General features: G+C 35.1%; 30 protein-coding genes. All 30 read right to left on the reverse strand.

Annotated elements, in window-relative coordinates:
* Positions 1–7 precede the first annotated feature (7 nt).
* Positions 8–199, reverse strand: coding sequence for a hypothetical protein (locus tag CYJ37_RS26865; RefSeq protein WP_142385259.1), 192 nt, complete (start codon positions 197–199; stop codon positions 8–10).
* Positions 200–445: 246 nt separating this feature from the next.
* Entirely contained in the window at positions 446–1048 is a 603-nt protein-coding gene (locus CYJ37_RS11415) for a GIY-YIG nuclease family protein (RefSeq protein WP_101549797.1), read from the reverse strand.
* Between the two features lie 75 nt (positions 1049–1123).
* Complete coding sequence (locus CYJ37_RS11420; protein ID WP_219620054.1) at positions 1124–1699, reverse strand: HNH endonuclease; 576 nt, start codon at positions 1697–1699, stop codon at positions 1124–1126.
* A 24-nt stretch (positions 1700–1723) separates the two neighbouring features.
* The gene (locus tag CYJ37_RS11425; RefSeq protein WP_180827319.1) at positions 1724–2260 is read right to left on the reverse strand and encodes a nucleotide excision repair endonuclease; all 537 of its coding nucleotides are present in this window, start codon (positions 2258–2260) and stop codon (positions 1724–1726) included.
* A 46-nt stretch (positions 2261–2306) separates the two neighbouring features.
* On the reverse strand, positions 2307–2750 hold the full coding sequence (locus CYJ37_RS11430) for a hypothetical protein (protein ID WP_101549801.1): 444 nt from the start codon (positions 2748–2750) through the stop codon (positions 2307–2309).
* Between the two features lie 19 nt (positions 2751–2769).
* Positions 2770–3153 carry a hypothetical protein gene (locus CYJ37_RS11435; protein WP_101549803.1) on the reverse strand — a complete coding sequence of 128 codons (384 nt, stop codon included), beginning with the start codon at positions 3151–3153 and terminating at the stop codon, positions 2770–2772.
* Between the two features lie 104 nt (positions 3154–3257).
* Entirely contained in the window at positions 3258–3764 is a 507-nt protein-coding gene (locus tag CYJ37_RS11440) for a dihydrofolate reductase (protein ID WP_101549805.1), read from the reverse strand.
* Positions 3761–4642 carry a thymidylate synthase gene (gene thyA, locus CYJ37_RS11445; RefSeq protein WP_101549807.1) on the reverse strand — a complete coding sequence of 294 codons (882 nt, stop codon included), beginning with the start codon at positions 4640–4642 and terminating at the stop codon, positions 3761–3763. The genes CYJ37_RS11440 and thyA overlap by 4 nt, the downstream gene beginning before the upstream one ends.
* The gene (locus CYJ37_RS11450; RefSeq protein ID WP_101549809.1) at positions 4639–5211 is read right to left on the reverse strand and encodes a sigma-70 family RNA polymerase sigma factor; all 573 of its coding nucleotides are present in this window, start codon (positions 5209–5211) and stop codon (positions 4639–4641) included. Before CYJ37_RS11450 ends, thyA begins: the two co-directional genes overlap by 4 nt.
* Positions 5212–5286: 75 nt before the next feature.
* Positions 5287–5904, reverse strand: coding sequence for a hypothetical protein (locus tag CYJ37_RS11455; protein ID WP_101549812.1), 618 nt, complete (start codon positions 5902–5904; stop codon positions 5287–5289).
* A gap of 132 nt (positions 5905–6036) precedes the next feature.
* On the reverse strand, positions 6037–6321 hold the full coding sequence (locus CYJ37_RS11460; protein WP_257964224.1) for a glutaredoxin family protein: 285 nt from the start codon (positions 6319–6321) through the stop codon (positions 6037–6039).
* On the reverse strand, positions 6308–7345 hold the full coding sequence (locus CYJ37_RS11465; RefSeq protein WP_101549814.1) for a ribonucleotide-diphosphate reductase subunit beta: 1038 nt from the start codon (positions 7343–7345) through the stop codon (positions 6308–6310). Before CYJ37_RS11465 ends, CYJ37_RS11460 begins: the two co-directional genes overlap by 14 nt.
* Positions 7346–7374: 29 nt before the next feature.
* Positions 7375–9693 (reverse strand): ribonucleoside-diphosphate reductase subunit alpha, encoded by a 2319-nt coding sequence (locus tag CYJ37_RS11470; protein ID WP_101549816.1) that lies wholly within the window; start codon positions 9691–9693, stop codon positions 7375–7377.
* Positions 9694–9732: 39 nt separating this feature from the next.
* Positions 9733–10047, reverse strand: a complete 315-nt coding sequence (locus tag CYJ37_RS11475; protein ID WP_101549818.1) for a hypothetical protein — start codon at positions 10045–10047, stop codon at positions 9733–9735.
* Positions 10048–10062: 15 nt separating this feature from the next.
* Positions 10063–10284, reverse strand: coding sequence for a hypothetical protein (locus tag CYJ37_RS11480; protein ID WP_101549819.1), 222 nt, complete (start codon positions 10282–10284; stop codon positions 10063–10065).
* 315 nt (positions 10285–10599) lie between these two features.
* Positions 10600–10926 (reverse strand): hypothetical protein, encoded by a 327-nt coding sequence (locus CYJ37_RS11490; protein WP_101549822.1) that lies wholly within the window; start codon positions 10924–10926, stop codon positions 10600–10602.
* A 3-nt stretch (positions 10927–10929) separates the two neighbouring features.
* Positions 10930–11268, reverse strand: a complete 339-nt coding sequence (locus tag CYJ37_RS11495) for a hypothetical protein (protein WP_142385260.1) — start codon at positions 11266–11268, stop codon at positions 10930–10932.
* A 52-nt stretch (positions 11269–11320) separates the two neighbouring features.
* Positions 11321–11449 carry a hypothetical protein gene (locus CYJ37_RS27745; RefSeq protein WP_257964225.1) on the reverse strand — a complete coding sequence of 43 codons (129 nt, stop codon included), beginning with the start codon at positions 11447–11449 and terminating at the stop codon, positions 11321–11323.
* A 117-nt stretch (positions 11450–11566) separates the two neighbouring features.
* Positions 11567–11767 carry a hypothetical protein gene (locus CYJ37_RS11500; protein ID WP_101549825.1) on the reverse strand — a complete coding sequence of 67 codons (201 nt, stop codon included), beginning with the start codon at positions 11765–11767 and terminating at the stop codon, positions 11567–11569.
* Between the two features lie 111 nt (positions 11768–11878).
* The gene (locus tag CYJ37_RS11505) at positions 11879–13240 is read right to left on the reverse strand and encodes an ISL3 family transposase (RefSeq protein ID WP_101549827.1); all 1362 of its coding nucleotides are present in this window, start codon (positions 13238–13240) and stop codon (positions 11879–11881) included.
* Between the two features lie 67 nt (positions 13241–13307).
* Positions 13308–13610, reverse strand: a complete 303-nt coding sequence (locus CYJ37_RS11510) for a hypothetical protein (protein WP_101549828.1) — start codon at positions 13608–13610, stop codon at positions 13308–13310.
* A gap of 99 nt (positions 13611–13709) precedes the next feature.
* The gene (locus CYJ37_RS11515; protein WP_101549831.1) at positions 13710–13940 is read right to left on the reverse strand and encodes a hypothetical protein; all 231 of its coding nucleotides are present in this window, start codon (positions 13938–13940) and stop codon (positions 13710–13712) included.
* On the reverse strand, positions 13941–14222 hold the full coding sequence (locus tag CYJ37_RS11520) for a hypothetical protein (protein ID WP_101549832.1): 282 nt from the start codon (positions 14220–14222) through the stop codon (positions 13941–13943).
* Positions 14223–14547: 325 nt separating this feature from the next.
* Positions 14548–14802, reverse strand: a complete 255-nt coding sequence (locus tag CYJ37_RS11525) for a hypothetical protein (RefSeq protein WP_101549833.1) — start codon at positions 14800–14802, stop codon at positions 14548–14550.
* Between the two features lie 416 nt (positions 14803–15218).
* On the reverse strand, positions 15219–15455 hold the full coding sequence (locus tag CYJ37_RS11530) for a hypothetical protein (RefSeq protein ID WP_101549835.1): 237 nt from the start codon (positions 15453–15455) through the stop codon (positions 15219–15221).
* A gap of 35 nt (positions 15456–15490) precedes the next feature.
* A complete protein-coding gene (locus CYJ37_RS11535; protein WP_101549837.1) occupies positions 15491–15763 on the reverse strand; it encodes a hypothetical protein in 273 nt (90 codons plus the stop codon).
* Positions 15763–16188, reverse strand: coding sequence for a hypothetical protein (locus CYJ37_RS11540; RefSeq protein WP_101549839.1), 426 nt, complete (start codon positions 16186–16188; stop codon positions 15763–15765). The genes CYJ37_RS11535 and CYJ37_RS11540 overlap by 1 nt, the downstream gene beginning before the upstream one ends.
* Positions 16189–16249: 61 nt before the next feature.
* Positions 16250–16495 carry a YopX family protein gene (locus CYJ37_RS11545; protein ID WP_101549841.1) on the reverse strand — a complete coding sequence of 82 codons (246 nt, stop codon included), beginning with the start codon at positions 16493–16495 and terminating at the stop codon, positions 16250–16252.
* 60 nt (positions 16496–16555) lie between these two features.
* A complete protein-coding gene (locus tag CYJ37_RS11550) occupies positions 16556–16774 on the reverse strand; it encodes a hypothetical protein (protein WP_101549843.1) in 219 nt (72 codons plus the stop codon).
* Between the two features lie 13 nt (positions 16775–16787).
* Positions 16788–17060, reverse strand: a complete 273-nt coding sequence (locus tag CYJ37_RS11555) for a hypothetical protein (RefSeq protein ID WP_101549845.1) — start codon at positions 17058–17060, stop codon at positions 16788–16790.
* Positions 17061–17324 lie beyond the last annotated feature (264 nt).

The following is a 17324-nucleotide window of genomic DNA, read 5'->3' on the forward strand; positions in this document are numbered from 1 at the left end:
ACATGTTTTATAGACTCTTAATTTCTTCTATTGCCATCTTCTTATATGTTTCTAAGCTAATACAATACGTTTGTTCTTCTGGATAGTAATCATCTTTTTCGCTAATATCTTTTGTGTAAAAAACACAAGTGCAAGGAAAGGTTAGTTCTTCTTGGTATTCAACTCCATCACGATGAAACCAGTCTTCATAACGATCCAAGTCTTCCTTATTAGCGAAGTCGAGAATCTCCGCATTAATAAATCTTGGATACCAATGCCTCTTCTATTTAGCCTAACTTCGAAAAATTCATGATGCTCTGCTTCTTCTTTATTATCAAATTGCCTTCCATCAGACGTTTCCTACAATTGAACATCCTTTTCTCCAACTTTAACTCTCTCAAAAACTGGTTTAGTTACATTTATTTGTTTCATTATTAGCTCTCCTTTTTACCTTAAAAGATGTGTTTTATTTGGTGTTAAATAAATTTAATTCATCAAAAATTTCATCTATAACTTCCCTATTGAATATGTCCAAGTATGTATTTCCGTAATTGCTGCAAAGATTGATACTCCAACCGTATTTTAATTCATCTTCCAAGGTGATTTCTTTCAAGGCTATATTTATTTCATCATGATCCTTATTCAAATTCTTACTGATCCACTCTATAGGTATTGAAACTTGCCCTTTTGACTTAATCAATTCTTTATTGTTAGAGTACATTTTACTCAAGAATTCATCTTTCAGTTGAATGGCATCTTGGTGAGATATCTTTCTATAGTCTAATAATTTTGCTATATTGTATCCTTTTTCTTTATTCCAGACATCAAACTCATAACATATTAGACTTTCATTTCTATCCAGATGACTTACTGCACAATTTACTAACACTTTATACTGAAAAGCGTCTTTTTTAAAAATATTAAAGTCTCTTTGTAGTTTCTTATTAACATGCTTATCTCTTAAAAGGGAATCCCTATGCTGCCTCCACCTTTTCTCTATGTTAAAGCTTTTACCAATATACACCTTATCATTGTATATATTTCTTATTTGATAAATACCAACACTCATTTTATCCTCCTCGTCAGGAGGTGTAGCTACACAAAATACTCTAGAGTTCTCCTTGATACAATAGTTTATTTTTTATTAAACAGCTTCAATATGTATTAATAATTTTTGCTCAATGAATTCATTTATCCAGCCTAAGAGAGTAGTAGACATATTGACATGAACTCCGTGTGTAGATATCTTTTTCATTAGCTTATCTTTGTCATATGTATTCATAAAGTCTACAAATGAGTTTAGGTCTATTCCAAACTCCTTACATAAGACTGAAGTATATTCTGTATATTCTACCAAATTCAAACCTAAAGCACATTTCTTTCTGTGGATACTCACCCATTTTAAAAACATGTTTCCATTTAGTATATTGGGAGCTTTTAAATGACAATTATGGCACATGAGAAACAGGTTACTAGGCTCGTAGCTTCCCCCTAATGATTTAGGCACAATATGACATCTTTCTAACTTACCCGCAGTTCCATTCCATATCTCTTTGAAGTTTCCCTCTTGTTGTAGTTTTTCCTCATCTTTTACAATAATAGCCTTGTTACAACACCAACAACTTGGCTCTCCGTAGTCTTCTAAAACATACATACCATCTATTTTCCTGTCTTTCCAATAATCAAAAATTTGAAAATGGGAAGGCATTGATTTTCTCAATTCCAAACACTCCAGTACATTTAATTATTTATGTAATAAACTCATTGGGCTAATACTTATACCTTTCTTAATTAAAATAGGATAGATGTCTTTGTCATAGTAACTGAAAAATTTGACCTTATTATTCTCACAAATCTGTTCAATGGCATACCTTCCCAGAGACAAACCTTTATTCAAAGATAATAGTTTTAATACAAAGTTAATAAATATATTCTTTTCATCTTCTAAGATTATTACATTCTCTTTTTCATTTTTATACCTTTTTCCTATATTATATTTTGGATTCATGGTACTTATAAGATATGTTTCGTATATGTCAGTATCTAACTCAGTACCTGTTAAAGAATACCTTATGTATTTAAATTCATTTGAATACTCTGCTGTATTTGTCTTACCTCTTACGTGATTTTGAATGCGAGTACGTAAATTATTGCTTTTACCAATATATAATAACTCCTTGTCTTTGCTGTAAAAGTAATATATTCCTAGTTTTTCTGGTATTTTAAGTAGATCTTCTACTGAAATTAAATTACTTACTTCTGGTACGTCTATTTGAATCAATGGTATCCCTTCTTTCACTATAAATGTGGACTTAGATATGAATTTTCTACTGCATATAGCTAAACGACTTCAATATAATTCTGTCATCCTTAACTAACATCAACATATCATCGGATGCCACCAGTACATTTGAATTAACCAGTGAATAAGGTAATGCAATCATCATATTGGATCTAACTTTAATTTTGTTCTTCCCCCTATGTAGTGTAATTAATTTCTTTTCACTATGATATTTACAGTCAAAGTAATCCCCATAACTGATGTCTAGTGCTTCAGTTACCTTCTTAGGAAGTCTAAAATATACTAGATATGAATCTGTTCTTGTTTTCGCTTTGGTGACTAGGTAGCCGTCCTGTACGTATTCGTACAATTCGTTTAGAGATTTATCTGAGAATCCCCTAAGATGACTCTCTGACCATCCTAATCTGTGATTTAAAATATCTACTAAATAACTCCTATCCAGTTTCTTAATCTGTGTTGCTGCTGTCATTATATCCTCCTATGTATTATTAGTGCATGATTTCTTCTTCAATGTCGCTGAATGTAAAATTGAAATTCTTGCACCATTTTCTACCTTTTTCTTTAGACTTTTTCACCGTGCTCTTTGCTTTGTGAAGGCTTTTATTAACTGCCTGAGATTGAAGAGCTTCCTTAAGTGTTTGCAGTCTAGATAACTCTCCCTTAACGAGTCTTCTTTTTTGTAATTCTGTTTGAAAATTTTTAGCTATGTAGTATCCTTCGCAAGCATTAAATTTAGTAGTTTCTAAGTGGTGATAATATTGGTTAATCATTCGGTCATATTCTGCTTGCTTTTTACAAAGTTTTTCAATATCACCATCAATTGCTTTTAACATAACCTCAATCTGATCAAAATACTTACTAGCTAAACACATTGACTAACATCTCCCTTTAACTAATATTTGGTATGTGACTTGCTATTTATGATTATATTAGTTTATTTTATATTAGTCAATGAGTTTTGTTAAATTATTTTTCTTTATATTCTTCGCTTATAAGATGCAAATGCATAGTCATACGGATAATCATCTGTAGCCCAATTATGTACTGTTTCGACTGGTTTAAAGTCGCTTAGACTGAATGCAGGAAAGAATCGGTCAGATTCAGGAAAAATGTGATCAACAACTGTTAATTCAATTACATCTGCATGTGGAAGAAAGGCTTCGTACACCTTCTCTCCTCCACAGATAAACAAATTAACATCTGAATCAGCATGTACATTATAATCGTGTAGGATGTCTTCTACACTTGGATAAACGTTTAATTCTGGATGATACTGTGTTGTTGTGTCTGATGTGAGTAGGATATTTGTGCGGTTGGGAAGAGGAGAGCCGATTTCCTCAAAACTACGTCTCCCAAACACACAGAAGTTTCCTGTGGTTAATTCCTTGAATCGTTTTAGATCCTTTGGTGGCTTAGTTAGTAAATTACCATTGCTACCGATTCCACGGTTGTTGTCGATACAGGCTATAAGTGTAATTGTCAAATTGCTACCTCCATTGGGATTGTCTTACCATGCTGATAGTTAAGCAGCTTAAAGTCATCAATTGTAAAGTCGTAGAAGTCTTTTACTTCTGGATTAACCCATAACTCAGGTGCTTCAAATTGAGGCTGCTTAATCTGCTCTGCTAGTGGTTCAAGGTGTCTTTCGTACCCATGTATGTTGTCAATGTTAAATGTAAGTGTGCCTAATGAATACCCGGTCACTTGTGCAATCATTCGTTGTAAGACGTAATATTGGAAAATATTAAATGGGTTGCCTAATCCAATATCGTTAGACCGAACCCCGACAGTTAAGTGTAATTTACCTTCTAAAACTTGCCAATGAGTATTCCATACACAAGGGTTCAAAGCCATTTCATCTAAATCATCAACGTTCCATAGGGAAGTAATGTGCCTTCTAGAAGATGGATTAGTTTTTAATTGCTCTAACATGTAATCAACTTGGTCAACTTTTGAAGAGTATGTTAATGTTTTTGTGAATCCATTACCTGCCGAGATAGTTAAATCTTTTCTCCTTACCTTCTTACCCATTTGATAACCGTATGATTTGCCTACTGTTCCATCTTCCATACGCCACTCATCCCAAATCTTAACACCCATCTTGTTAAGATTGTCTACATTATTGTCTTTAAGCTGCCAAATCCACAGCAACTCTTTTATTGCTGTTTTCCATGCTACACGCTTAGTTGTTAGAATAGGTACTTCTTTATTGTCCAATTTAATCTGCTTATTAATTATTGATTTAGTATATGCTGAAGAACCATCAGCCCATTTGGTTCTGACTTGCTGATCCTTATCCCAAATACCTTCGTCAATGATTTCTTGTATGATTTGATTGTATTGAATGTCGTAGTTACTCATACTGCATGTACCTCTCTTAATTGATTCTTTAATCTAACTAAATCCATTCTAACAGCTTCTCTAGTTAATCCGTATGTATTAGCAATACTTTGGTTTGACTCACCATTTAATTTCCGTTTAAGTATCTCTATCGTTCTTTCAGGAGCAATTGTTTCTACAAGTCGCTGAAGTAAATTGCTTAATGCATCCCCTTCAGTATTAGCGTCCGATGGAATAATTTCATGGAAACTGCTAACATCTTCATCTAATGGATTAGCATCTATATCAACAATTTCATATCTATTGTCATCTTCAAATTTTTCTCTTTGGTGCACTTTCATAATGTTACAGTCTCGTTTAAGGTGCATTGTAACATGCCAACGAATGTGATTAATCGCAAATGTAGTAAACTTGGATTCTGATTCTTTATAGTTTAGACATGCTTTCCATAGCCCACAAAAAGAATACTGGAGTAAGTCATCATATTCAATTCGATTACTTTTAGCTATGCTACGTGGATCAATATACATTTTATAAAGTGTTTTCTTTGCTAAGTATTTATATTGCTCAAATAATTCCTCTGGACTCATCTTTCTTCTCCCTTTTATAAAACTAGGAAAGGATTTAACCCTTCCTAGCACCCTCTTAGTTTAATGTATTTATGATTAATTTAAAATATCGACAACAAACTTAGACCATGATTCCAGAGATTCGTATACTTCCGGTTTCTTTAAATCTTCTACAGTCATCCATTTTCCAAGTAATTGATCAGTTTCCCTCACTGACACTTCTTCATCTTCCGGTAACTCTCCAATAACTAACATTCCAATATGTACTTTACCTACTGCATTCTCGTCATCATTAATTAGTCCAATTGTATTAAGCTTCAGGTTATCTTTGTTGATGAATAACTCTTCTTCTAATTCACGCTGCAGACCGTCTTCTAATACGCCATAGAAGTCAGTATCTGGAACATCATTGAGATGACCTCCTACTCCAAGAGACACTTGATTATGCAGCCGCTTCTCTCCTCCACCTTGAAGCCGTTGATAAGTAAACACTTCATTTCCTCGTTTAATTGCTACATAAGGAATAGGCTGCTTGAAGTCCTGATTCTCTTCAGCATCTCCCCTTCGCATAACAGAATATGTACGAGCAATATTAGATACAATTTGCTGAGTTTTGGCTTTGTCAGTTTCTGTACCTTGGAAAGTTAATGTCTCATTTGCGAAAACTTCTTTTCTAGGTGCTACAATGATCATTTCATCCATCTTATTTGTCATTCAATTACCCCTTTATATGTAATTATTTAGTTTAAGAGGGGATTCGTTAAAATCCCCATTTTATGTGAAAATATTAGCGTTTTTCTACCACGTATGTACATTTTTGGTTATTTTGTACACTATATACGGACATTAGAGCCTAGAAATCATATTTTCAAGTTCAGCAGGGTTAAAACCTCGACTTCTCTCGATTACATGCCCATTATCGTCAACCAATAGGATAACTGGTGTAGACATTACCATATGCTCAATAGCAAGATCAGGATTTACTTCTACATCCACTCTCTTATAATTCACTCCTTGATCATCAAGGAAATTAGATACCATCACACAAGGGTTGCAATCTGTCTTTTCAAATTTAATAAGTTTCATATATTTATCTCTCCTAATATTGTTTTTATTTTTATAGATCGTCAAAACCGTTATCTTGAGTGTTTACCTTTACATACTGGCGTGGCTTCTGTTCAAAGAAATCTGACCTTCCTAAGTCAACTTCCTCATATGCCTTAATCCATTTAAAAGGATTAGTTCTGAAGCCTTCAAATGGACGATCAAATCCTAATTGGTTCGCACGAACATTAGCATAGAATTTAATGTAGGCTTCTAACTGGTTCATTGTAATCCCTTCGATGTTATTGCCAATGATATATCTGCCCCACTCAATTTCAAGTTCAGCAGCTTTAATGAAAGTATCGTTAACAAATTTCTTAAGTTCTTCAGTATTTTCTTCAGGGTTTTGAGCCAATACTTCATGAAAAATCTTAACGAATAAGTCTACATGGATTTGTTCATCACGGTTGATATAATTAATCATCGTACTAGAAGCAACCATTTTCTGATTCTGAGCAAGGTTATAGAAGAATGCGAATCCTGAGTAGAAGAACAACCCTTCTAAGATAACATCATAGACAATGGATTTTAGGAAGTTTTCAACTGTTTGTTCTTCGGCAAAGTGACGGTAGCCATCTGTAACAAACTCGTTCCTCTTGATTAGAGTTGGTTCACTTCTCCAAAACTCAAATACTTCATCCTGCTTCTTTTTATCAACAATGCTCGACAGTACATATGAGTATGAGTGATTGTGAATTACTTCTTGTTGAGCAAGAATAATCATTAGTGCTGATAAACTTGAATCAGTGAGATAATCAGCAACTTTGCCTGCATAGTCAGTTTGAATACTGTCCAATAGTGCGAGAAGTCCGATTATCTTTAGGAATGCTTCTTTTTCATAGTCGCTGAGATTAGGGAATTGCTTGATATCCTGAGCCATATTGATTTCAAATGGAGTCCAAAAGTTTGCTAACATCCTCTTATATTTGGGAAATGCCCAATTAAATTGGACATCATCCCAGTTAAGAATGTTGGAGCACTCCCCATTAATAATTGCTGTTGCTCTATTTGGAGCATTTTTATTCATAATATCTCTTTTTTTAAGTTCCATGCTTTCTCCTTTATTATGTAATTATTTTATCAAGATGAGCAGCTATCACAGTCTTCAATACTAGATGAAGTTGAACGCACATAATAAGTTGTTTTCATTTTCTGCTTCCATGCATTCATGTGATAATCGAGTAGAGTTTTTGCTTTAACATCGTTTTTAACATAAATATTAAAACTAATACCTTGATCCAAGTGTCTTTGTCGTGCCGCATTTTGTTTAATACTCCAGTTTTGGTCAATTTGGTATGCTGATTTATAATACCAAGTGGTACGCTGATTCAAATCGGGTACAGTAACTGGAATTTTGTAGTCTTTCTTTTCCTCTGAGTATGCTTTCTTAAAGATTGGGTCAATAGAAGGTGTTGAACCTCCAATTAAAGCTGTAGACATATTAGGAGCAACAGCCATCAAATAACCATTTCTTAATCCCTTCTCAGATACATCTTTTTGCAACTCTCTCCATTGTTTGTTCGATACAAATCGATCAGTGTCATCTCCCTCTACTCCATAGCCTCTGTCAGTGAAGTAGTTTCCATTGTGCCAATCTGAACCTTCAAATGCTGGATAAGCTCCTTTTTCTTGACCTAGTTCCATGCTTGCCTTGATAGTTAGATATGCAATTTTCTCATAAAGCTTATCAGCGTAATCAACTGCTGTATCACTTTCCCAACGCATCCCGCTAAGGGCAAGTAGATGATGCCAGCCAAATGTACCTAATCCAATTGCTCTGTATTTTCTGTTGCTTATTTGAGCCTGTAATACAGGAATGTTATTAAGATCAATAACGTTATCAAGCATCCTGACTTGAATCGGAAGCAACCTCTCTAACACATCGTCCCTTACTGCTCTTGCTAAACTGATAGAAGAAAGGTTACATACAACAAAATCCCCCGGAGTTTTTTCGATAATAATCATGCCGTTATCTTCTCGCTGCTCTTTCACAGTTGTAGGACTTTGGTTCTGGACGATTTCTGTGCAGAGGTTTGTGCAATAAATGATTCCCAAGTGCTTGTTTGGATTCTTTCTATTTACCTCATCACGATAGAACATAAATGGCGTTCCGGTTTCAAGCTGCGAAACCATGATCCGCTTCATAATATCAATTGCCTCAACCCTAATCTTACTTAGTTCGTTAGAATTTACACACTCATAATATTTGTCACGGAATGATCCACTACCCTCTTTTTCGTCATAATGATCCTCAAGGGAATATCCCATAACGTCCCTAACTTCTTTAGGATCAAACAAATACCATTCTCCACGTTTTTCAACTTGCTCCATAAACAAATCAGGTAAACATACCCCAGTGAAAATATCATGTGTCCGGTATCTTTCATCTCCATTGTTAAGCTTGGCATCGAGAAATGGGAAGATGTCTTTGTGCCAAACATCTAGGTATATTGCTATCGCTCCTTTTCGCTGTCCCAATTGGTCTACGCTGACAGCAGTATTATTTAATTGCTTCATCCAAGGAATAACGCCTGACGAAGCTCCTTCATATCCTCGGATAGTGCTACCTTTACTTCGGATTTTACCGATGTAAACTCCGATTCCTCCGCCTCCCTTTGACAGATTCGCAACATCAGTGTTGCTGTCGTAGATTCCTTGGAGGCTATCATCCACTGTATCAATGAAGCAGCTTGATAACTGAGCATCCCTCTTTCCTGCTTGTGCTAATGTCGGTGTAGCAGCAGTCATGTACAAGTTACTTAATGCCCAATAGGAGTCTTTTACTTTTTCAAGCCTTGTAGCCTTGTCTTCATTTACGTTAAGATGTAGGGCAATTATCATATATCTTTCCTGTGGTAATTCGTACACATTCTTCTTATAATCAGTTGCAAGATAGCGTGTAGCAAGCATATAAGCACTGATATAGGTTAGTAATTTATCTTTCTCTGGATCAATTACTTTAGCAACTTCGTTGATTTCTTCTTTAGTGTAATTCTTTAGGATTAATGAAGAGTAAACTCCAATGTGTCCGAGGTATTTAAGAAGCCCATAGAAGTCTCCGTATTTTTGTGAAGAATCGTAAGCACGGTTACTTGCAGCCTTTTTATAAAGGGATCTCATATAAATGTAGGATGCAACGTAAGTCCAGTCTGGTGAATTAGAGTCCTCATTTTCTTCATCTCGATAACCAATACGTGCCTTCGCTTCAAGGATTAGGAGGTCTGTAATTTGTTCTGCAGAGTATTTCTCTTTTGATGTAATTGCATCTAATACTGCTTCTGTGTACTCATTTACGTCTAGTTGAGGGTAATCCCTAGTTGCTGTTTTAATAAATGCAGTAAGCCTGTGTTCGTCAAATGGTAATTCTCTTCGTCCATTGTCCTTAGTAATAACTGTCACTCGATGACCTTCTTTCTAATTATATATAATTATTTTCTATTAAAGTGCTTTATTTGTCTTGAATTCCTGTGGAATAGCTATGTAACTTTCATCAACTGTATTATCCACCCAAGTTTGTGTATATGCTTCTGCCATCTCATCGAGATCATATTTGGGCTTTTTCTTTTCTTCTACACTGATCATCTCTTTGTACTTAGTAAGTGTAATGACTTCTTCTTCATCAGTAAGTGATGTAAATACTATGTCGCCTTTTTGAGCATATACGTCATCACTCTTTGAGGAATGTAACCTTCTCTTTCCTTCACTCACAGAAACAGCTCCAACGAAGGCTGGATGTACAAATAATTCCCCCATGAATTCACTCCTTATTTATTTAAATGCCGCAACAGTAGTCAATCGACCACGTTCAAGCCTTGCTGCTTCCTCAAAGTATGATACAGCCTCATTACGGAACTTTGACTTGTGCTCAAGCAGATAATTTGTCCCGTCAATTTCCACAACGCCATAGTAGTTTCGTTCCGGGCTGAATGTTGCTTCATGAATGTTATTGAACACTGTGCGTTTCATTTGCTGATTGTAGCTTGATCTCATTCTATTACTCTCCTTTTTTATTTTGTTTGTCCAAGGTGTTGCTAATGAGCACTACATCTTACCCACCTCCAACAAGTGATAAACTTATTTTATTAGTTTATTTTGTATTAGTCAATACTATTTATGAGATTATTTTCCTTTAATAGTAGCAACATTTTCTTTACAGGCATCTTATCTTTTGTCTGCTGCGTAAACTCATAAATAGGATCAGTACAGTGAATGTGACCAGTAATATCATATGTAGACTTGTCATCTCTTAATCTAATTGTCTGTCTTATGGAAGGGTTAGGCTCAAGGCATACATGACAAAACTCATCAGTCATCGTTTCGACCATTCTTCACAAAGCTCAGGTCTATGTTTTCCTTCTTGAGTGTATCTTTGATGATTTGCTCCATGTTCTTCATGTGCTGGATTAGTTCTTTCACTTCAGATACCTTATCGTCAAACCGATCAAGCACGCTTTCATCTGTAGTATACCTTTCTAATGCATATCTCAGATTGCCGTGGAAGCCCTTGAATTTCCATTCTTCCTTTTCTTCCCCAGACTTACGATCTTTTACTTTCTCCAGCTTCTCCAAAACAAAATTTCTACCATCACTGTTTTGAATCCTAAAATGCTCATCAATTTGTAAATGAAACACTCATTAACCTCCCTTAAAATATCCACCCATTCTTTTCTTCAAATTAAAAGTCATAGCAGACCGCCAGTAACGATTAGTTCCTTCCTTGTATCCTCCATCACTGACTTTCTGTGAGTAAGGGTATTCTACAAAGAATTCATCAACCTTAACTGGATCATAAACAGTTATCCCGTTATCCTTCAGGTACTGCTTATTAGCTTTCCTCTTGCTGCTTACCTTGTAGAATAATACATTCAAGTGTTCAGCAAATCCTTTGTTACCCTTTTTCTCAGCTTCCATCATACGTTTCTCGATAATATGTAATTCTAAGTCGAGGTAAATTGCCTCATTGATTGCTTCCATTAGTTCATCACTTAAGTTTGCTCGCATGTTTTCATCACCCAAGATGATTATATCAGTTGTCTAGTTGCTCTTCCAACTCAGCATCAATCAAATGATAAACCAATTCCAATTCTGCTTCAACTTGTTCAAGTTTCTTTTTAAGCGCCTCTTTTTTCAGCCTTAGTTCGATCAGCTTGCTCATCTCAATCACCTCTTTTATGAGAAAGAGTGACCGTTTTGTTTCAGCCACTCTATCAAGTTTATAATATTATATTAGTTTGTTTCGTATTAAAAGTCAACTGTATTTAATTAATTATTTTTAAGAAAAGTATATTTCTGACTTTAGCTCACCTAATACTAAATTAAGCTTCTTTATTTCCTCTTCATATGTACGCCATTCAGCATCATTAATGTTCTGGTTCTCTTCTATATTGCACGATAAACAGCCAATCTGCTCCTCAATATTCTCCAATAGATCCAACAGGAGTTGTCGTTTTTCATCTGAAATAGTCGGCTTCAATTAATCACTCCTAAACTGTATATTTCTTTCTCCGATCATACAGGTCTTTTACTGCTGCCATATTCTTAGATTGGGTATTCAACTTTCGTTGGGAATTGTAGAGAAAAGGGACTATAATTCCCCTTCCTCCATTGCTTGTAATAAGTCATCAATATTCACCCTATACGAATAATTTTCTGCATATTCACTATTAGGATCAGTCCAGATAACCTTACCTGACTTACGTGCTAATTCATTGAATATACGATTGAAATTCATATCCTTTAACTTCTTAACCTCTGTAGCTTTCGTTCCAAAGAGAACCTTTGCTCTTAATACATCAAAGCTGTAACCAACACCAAGCCTTACAATTCGTTTGATTACATTGTTGAATGACTCTGTATAGGCATTGGTGACTCTTCCATCGAAGTAAGCAAACACTTCCTTCCTAAGACGGTTAATCATCTTCTGTATGACTTTCATCTCTTTAGCATCTTTAGGGATTGACGACTCCCATTTGTAATACTCTTGATTAGCGTCATATTTGGTAGTTTGCTTATAAACATTCCGTAAACCTTCCTTAATCCAGTAAGCCGTATTAAGCCTTGGATACTTCTCTAATTCAGCATCCAGTTTAAATATTGCTTCCTCGTCAAGATTCTCTCTGTTGGAAGTGATTAAGGCTCTTACTTTAAATAGTTCCTTCTTTTCGCCTTCTGGTAGCTTGTTTTGAACCTTAGCTCTAATGTCGTTTAGCTTCATGTTAGCCTTTTGAATAACGTGGAAGTGGTCTACAACACAATAAGCATTTGGTATAGTCTCATATACCGCATTACGATAGCCTGCGTTCATATCCATAGCGACTATCTCAATGTTCTCATAGCCTTTCATGCTTTTGATTACATCCTTCACAAGCTCCTTTTCGATACCAGGAACAAACTCTATGATTTCGTTCTTCTCTAAGTCTGTGAACACTGCAAAAGGCTGTTTACGTTTAATACCTTCTTCGTGAAGATATACCTCGTCTATTCCAAGGACTCTTGGAGCTATTAAGATACGATTTCTATATAGATCGTCTACATGTTCCCAAAAGGCTCGTTTGACCGTTGTATCAGTCACTCCATGTTGTTCAGCTATACTCTTAAAGGTGTTCTTCCCTTTGATTGAATCCTCGCCCATACGCTTGAATAATCGCTGTGTAACTCTGTCATTTCTTGCGATAGACCTAAAGTATTCAGTGAAGTTATCTCCACAGTTAGGACACTTGTAACGCTTCTGAATGATGTCTATTACAACCTTCTTACCTCTAAGGTCTACATCAGCAACGCTACGAGGTCGCTTATCGTGTACCTTGAATTGCTGTCCTTCCTCAATGAATGCTCCACATAGCGTACAGAATACTGGTGGCTCTTTAGCCTCTACAACGAACTTGTAATACTCCTCGCTATCATAACCTTCTAAGACTTCAAACTCCTCTAAACCAAGTACGTTCATCTATTTGTACCTCCTTAATTATTGATAACCATGTATTATAGTTATCGGCTATTAGAGGTATAACTTGTTAGTCAATAATTAACTCGGGGTGCTTTATTTGACAATCCACGCATAAGCCGTTATCATGACTTTCTATATCTCCACACCAAAAGCAGTTAAAAAAATCATTTTTCGATGATGCTTTGGATTCTGTCATACCTTCTGTAACTCTTCCGTATGACTCGATTAACTTTCTTTGTGCTTCGATAAATTCAAGCAACCAACCTACATCGGCGTGTCTTACATGAGTGGACATTCCTACCGTTGACCATTCGCATTCCCATAATTGTTTGATTTCCTCTATTCTTTCTTGCCAGTTATCAAAGTTCATATTATCGCCATCTCCTTTTGAGTAGCTTGTAACCTAACAAAGATATAAAAACGCCATGTATAAACCCGACAGCATACGATAGAAAATCAGATTCAACCATTACTTAACTTCTTTCACTGAGTTATACCCAACTGCTATTTGATAACCGAATGCAGTCGCAAAAAATCCTGTCTTATACCCTGAATGAGTAATAGGGTTTTCATAACCATTCATGCAATGTTGAACCAATTCTTTCGTTAGTCCAAAAACAAACGACCACCCTCCGAATCTCGGAAACTTATAAAATTCAGCATACCAACCTTTTTTAGGATGAAACACCTTTTCGTTCATTTACTCAACTCCCGTAATCGCTTTTAGTGTTGCCTTCCTTTTATCTCCACGACCTTTTATTACTTTATTGTCCATCCCTATATTAACGTCAGGTATATGCGATCCAACATAAGCAATTAAATAGGGAGCAATGCTGTATGTTGCGTATGAAGCTCCGTTAGCTATTGCGTTACGTTTCGCCTTTAATCGTTCGTAATAAGGACAGTTATCGTCTTCCGCACCATCATTTCGCATACGTTCGAGAGCTTCGTCAATACGGATAAGAATATTGTTATTATTCACTTACTACCTCCTTAGTCTTCAAATTCTGTACTGTTATCACAACTCTCGCACCATAGAGTTACCTCTATCCACTCGCTCATATTTCGATAGCTATTAAGTTCCGCATAAAGTGATATTCTTTCATTTTTTCTTTTATAGTCGTCACCAGTAACAATTTCGTTTCCGCAATTATTGCAACTTATCGTGAAACCTGCCAATTATTTTTCACCTCATTTTTATACAATAACTTGTATTATTATTTATTTAATATTTATTCATAAACTTGTATGTTATACGAATCTAATAATCTGTTAATTACTGTAAGTTTTATCCCCAAGAAAGTTGTTTACCCCTTAGATTTCAAGTTTACATCAATAAGCAGAGTCATTAATCCTTCTTCAAAGCGATTGTCAAAGCTATCAGGTAGCTTTAATTCGTCTTCTGAATATAAATTGGACATATATGTACCTGTTTGAACGTAATACTGATGAGTCTCTGTACGGACACCTTTTACAATTTTAATTTCATGTCTATACTGTGTAATCTCACCTGTTTTACCAGATGATTTAATTGTTACAACGTCACCTAGATCAAATAACATTTCATTCCCTTCTTTCCGGTTTAATTTTTATAGTAATTAATCTGAAAAGTTTTTTCCAACCCAGTATCCTAATCCGAAAACAAATACTCCTGTTAACATCCAAGCTATGTAAAAAGGTAGCATTTAAAACCTCCATTTGCTGCAAAGTTTTAATCAGATAAAATCGAAGTTATATCTTAATTTAAATCAATATGTAGTAGTATTTAAATAAATTGACATACAATATGTAGGTTGGTATACTTATCCATGCGAACTGCTATTCTATTAAGGAGGTATCGATATGGCTAAGAAACCTACTAAAAGGCAATTATCTAGTGCTGCCAAAGTTCTTGCATCAGATAAGTCCACTGCAAAGCAGAAAAGCAAGGCTGGATCTACTCTTGGTAAAGGCTAACTCCTTAGAAGGAAGGTGATACTTAGGTATTGCCTTTTTCATTTTTGAAAAAACTAACTCTTGCTACACTACTTACATTAATAAAGGTTGCTCCAGAACTTGATGGAATAGTAACTACTGCATTTAGCCCCTCAGAGAATGCTTGGTCAAATGTATTGGCTACTCCATTAAGAGCATCCTCTTCAGCCTCTCCTGTATCGTATGTCTCTATTACTCCACTTTTATATAAGATTTCCAAATGATAATTATTCTTCTCCAACTTAACTCCTCCTTAGTATAAAAACCAGATTTTATTTATTCTTCTTCGTTGCCAAACACATGGTTAATAGTTTCTTTCATATCTTCTTCATCCAGAGTTTCTTTAAGAGCTATAACTACTTCTTCAAAAGTCTCATGTGCTAACTCATCAGCATTAAACTCTTCAACCTGCCTGATAGTCTGTTTAGCTACTTCTAATCCCTGAATAAAGTAGTGTACCTCTTTCTCAGACATATTGTGAGTATTATGGTTTAATCCATTATGATACTTAATTATTTCATCTATACCTTCAATAATCGAACTATACATTATGTATTCCTCCTTTTAAAATTTGTAAATTGATTCAATTTTTCTTTGAATCTTCTTTCAGATTCCTTTCTTGTTATATCATCATCCTTAATTTCTTCATAAGTCCATCCTGCTCTCCAATTGTATTTTCCTGTGAGTTTCCACTCTTCAAAAACTTGATCAGGATATTTTGTATCGGCAGCAAAGCCAGAAGGTCTAACTTTCAATGTTCTTAAGAAGTTCAATAATTCATCTTCGCATAAATCAAATTCCCAAGTGTCCATGTCAAAATCTGAACCATATCCAAAATTAACACTAAAGCTATGTATTAAATTACGACCAACCCACTCGTCATCATTTTCTAATTGAATTTCTCTACCGCTCTTATTGCAAATCACTTTGACTGGAATATCTTTATCAATCTTTCTAGTTTCAAATACCTTCATTTAACCTCTCCTTTTCAATTAAAATATTCTTTATATAGTGTTTAATCTATAAACTAAAACATTACACTAAGTCTGGTTTGTCGTGGATGTTACCTATCACGTACATGTTGTTATCCAATATCAAGTTTTCGTTCAATAAATCAGAATGAGACACTTGCCTAATATCCCTACCATCAAAGTCAGAAGTAACAACAAATTGATCTTCTGAGAAAATAACAATTCCTTTTGACGGTACTTTGTCAGCTAAAACATCGCCTTCCAAAACAGGTTTTCCGTTTAAGTCTTTTACACCAGTATCTTCTTTCATCTTTCATCCTCCTTGCCACTACGTTTGTGTTTCCCTATAAATCTCCTGTTAGATTTGAAATTACATTCCCAGTGCCTTCTTCATATCCTGAACATACTGATCATGCCTACCTGACTCATTTCTCCATTCACTAGCCATGAAAATAACTGAATCAAGTAAGTTCTCATACCATTCAATCGGTACTGTTTTCTGTGTCTTTTTCATCTCATTTACCTGTAGTCCGATATCATGGTATCCCATAATTAACTGTGTAAATTGATCATCCTCGAAGTCAATCATAAATATTCCCTCCTTAAACAGCCTTATATTCTTCCCTAAACTCCTGCTGATACTGCTGCCTCTTTTGCTTCGTTTCCTCTGATACAGTGACTTCACCAGCTTTAACTAATCGCCTAAATGCTCGTGTGATTGATTCTGCAGACGAACAATTTGATACATCCACAAAGTCTGCAGCACCTTCTATATAAGACCAGTAGTATGTAACGAGCTGATTGGTATTTTCAGTAAGGAAGGGGAACTGAGTGATCAGTTCCTTAACCTTCTGTTGACGTTGCATTGATTTCATTACGCATCTCCCTTTTATGTGTAATTATTTAGTTTTAATTATAGAAATCTACCTAGCATGAATCCAACCACTAATGCTGGTAATGAGAATATAGTCAATTGTTTTGTTAATCCTACGAATGCTATTTGAACCCAAGGATCAGTAATTCCAATCATATCTAGGAATTTACCCACAATAACGACCTCCTTTTTCTTATAAAAGACAAATTTTAAACGATATATATCTTTCGAATTGTGTCTTAGTCTTCTTTTTTGTAAGGAAAAT

Origin of the sequence: Bacillus sp. UMB0728 (assembly GCF_002858875.1) — a bacterium.
GTDB classification, from domain to species: domain Bacteria; phylum Bacillota; class Bacilli; order Bacillales; family Cytobacillaceae; genus Bacillus_AB; species Bacillus_AB infantis.